Below are 2,976 nucleotides of genomic sequence, written 5' to 3' on the forward strand. Positions count from 1 at the left end.
TTTAATTAAGTGAGACTAAGTTGATTCAAACACATGATTTCAGATCGTAGTGAGTTATCGTAAATATAAACAGAATATGGCCCCCTGATCGTGACGAAAATATGCTCGTCATACTAACTCGGCAGCTATTTCAAAGTTTTTATCGACCTCGCGCGCGCTGTGCTCTATAGTGCGCGCAAATTTTAGGCAATCAGGCTTTTTGCTTGTCTCCATACATTCTGATCGAAGGTCGACTCATTGATTTCTACAGCAAATGTCACCATGCAATTTGGTGCGAAACCTCTCTTTGAAAACATTTCCGTCAAATTTGGCGAAGGTAATCGCTACGGACTTATTGGCGCAAACGGTTGCGGCAAATCAACGTTCATGAAAATCTTGGACGGCTCACTTGAGCCAACATCAGGAAATGTATCGATTTCTCCGAATGAACGTGTCGCTAAATTAAGTCAGGATCAATACGCATTTGAAGAATACAGCGTTGTTGACGCGGTCATTATGGGCCACAAAGAACTTTGGGATATTAAGCTTGAGCGCGAGCGTATTTATTCCTTGCCAGAAATGAGCGAAGAAGAAGGAATGCTTGTTGCTGATCTTGAAACACGTTTCGCCGAACTAGATGGTTATTCTGCCGAATCTAAAGCTGAAGAATTGCTGACTCATGCTGGCCTTGATCCTTCCATGTTCTATGGCTTGATGAGCGAAATCGCACCAGGTTGGAAATTACGCGTCCTACTAGTTCAAGCACTTTTCTCCGATCCAGACATATTGTTGTTAGACGAACCGACTAACAACTTGGATATCGATACAATTCGTTGGTTAGAAGAACTGTTAAATCAACGTTCAAGCACAATGATAATTATTTCTCACGATCGTCACTTCTTAAATGCTGTGTGCACGCACATGGCCGATATCGATTACGGTGAGCTGCGTGTTTACCCAGGCAACTACGACGACTTTATGATTGCTTCGACTGCGGCCCGTGAGCGTTTACAACATGAGAATGCGAAAAAGAAAACTGAGATCGCTGAGCTGCAACAGTTCGTTAGCCGCTTCTCAGCCAACGCGTCAAAAGCAAAGCAAGCAACCTCACGCGCCAAGCGTCTCGAAAAGATCGAGTTAGAAGAAATTAAGCCTTCAAGTCGTGTTAGCCCGTTTATTCGTTTCAATCAGGAAAAGAAACTTCATCGCCAATCATTGGTGCTTGAAGGTTTAGCTCATGGCTTCGATGGTGAAACTTTATTTGAAGGCGGCGATATGATTCTCGAAGCTGGAACACGTTTGGCGGTGATTGGAGAAAACGGCGTAGGTAAGACAACCCTACTCCGCTGCTTGATGAACGAGCTTGATGCTAGCGTTGGTACTATTAAATGGGCTGAGAGTGCAAGCCTTGGTTATTGCCCACAAGACAGTACGCGCGACTTTGCAGAAGATATGACTTTGTTCGAATGGATGGGCCAGTGGCGTAAGCCAGGTCAAGATGATCAGTTCATTCGCGGCATTCTGGGGCGCATGCTGTTCTCGTCGAAAGACATCGACAAGAAAGTCTCTGTTTGTTCAGGTGGTGAAAAGAACCGCCTGTTGTTTGGTAAGCTGATTATCGCTGAAACAAATGTGCTAATTATGGATGAGCCAACCAATCACTTGGACATGGAATCGATCGAAGCGTTAAACCTAGCGCTCGAAAATTATCCAGGCACTCTGATTTTTGTCAGCCATGACAGAGAGTTTGTTTCTTCTTTGGCTACACGCATTATTGAAATCAAGGACAACAAGCTAAATGATTTCCAAGGCACTTATGAAGAGTACCTTGCGCGCCAATTAGCACTAGAAACCAAGCGTTAATCGCCTAATTTTGAACAGGGCGTTTGCGTGGCGAGCGCCCTACTCCTTTTTTAGATTCTGCATTTTTGTTCCCAGTCTGTTTATTGCTACTTTTCTTAGGCTTGTTCTGTTTTGGCTTGCCTCTAGCCCAAATATCTTTATTTGCCTGACTCTTTTTAGCCTTGTCGCGAGACTTGTTGCCGTGTCCGTCGCTGTTATTAGCTTTTTTCTTGTTTTTATCCGGCTTGCCTGAGGCAGACATATTCGTTGAGCTGGTCTGATTAAAAGCATCGACTTTGGTCTTATTTTTCTTCGGTTTTTTCGCCTTAATTGGTTTTAAAGTCTGCGGAGATGCTGGCAATGCATTTTGAGCTTCGAAGCCTTTTATGTCTTCTCTTGGAATATGCTGCTGAATCAAACGCTCTATTCCGACGAGTTCTTTATATTCTTCTGCCGTGACTAACGAGACAGCTTTCCCTGCCATGCCAGCGCGCCCGGTGCGACCAATACGATGCACGTAATCCTCAGCTACATGCGGTAAATCAAAGTTCACGACTTGAGGTAACTGATCAATATCAATTCCTCGCGCGGCAATATCGGTAGCAATAAGCGCTTGTAAATCACCGCTTTTAAAGTCTGATAGCGCCCTTGTTCTAGCTCCTTGACTCTTATTACCATGAATCGCGGCTGCTTTAATTCCAGACTTAATCAGTTTTTGGCTTAGCTTGTTCGCGCCGTGCTTTGTCCGACAAAAGACGAGCACTTGATACCATTGATGGCGTTTAATTAAGGTAATTAAGGCTTGTGACTTGTTAGCTTTATCAATTGGAATAACTAATTGATCGACAGTTTTCGCGGCAGAATTTTTTGGCGATACAGAGATCTCAACGGGATCATGAATCAAGCCTTTCGCTAAATTACGAATGTCATCGGAAAATGTCGCTGAGAACAGCAGATTTTGTCTGCGCTTGGGCAATAGCGCGATAACGCGGCGAATATCATTAATGAAGCCCATATCCAGCATTCTGTCGGCTTCGTCTAGAACAAATACGTCAATCTGATCGAGCTTTACGGCATTCTTTTCACATAAATCAAGTAAGCGTCCAGGCGTTGCAACTAATACATCAATACCCTTTCTTAACTTCAACATCTGAG

Annotated in this window: 2 protein-coding genes; one reads left to right on the top strand and one right to left on the bottom strand. The window is 43.9% G+C overall.

The window, feature by feature from the left end; translation table 11 throughout:
- The first annotated feature begins 237 nt into the window (after positions 1-237).
- Complete coding sequence (locus A3739_RS08930; protein ID WP_068481850.1) at positions 238-1,842, top strand: ABC-F family ATPase; 1,605 nt, start codon at positions 238-240, stop codon at positions 1,840-1,842.
- Positions 1,843-1,846: 4 nt separating this feature from the next.
- On the opposite strand, the gene A3739_RS08935 is transcribed toward A3739_RS08930, so the two are convergent.
- Positions 1,847-2,976, bottom strand: a 1,130-nt coding sequence (locus tag A3739_RS08935) for a DEAD/DEAH box helicase (RefSeq protein ID WP_082878331.1), incomplete at its 5' end; no start/stop codon positions are given.

This window comes from Oleiphilus sp. HI0067, from assembly GCF_001635735.1.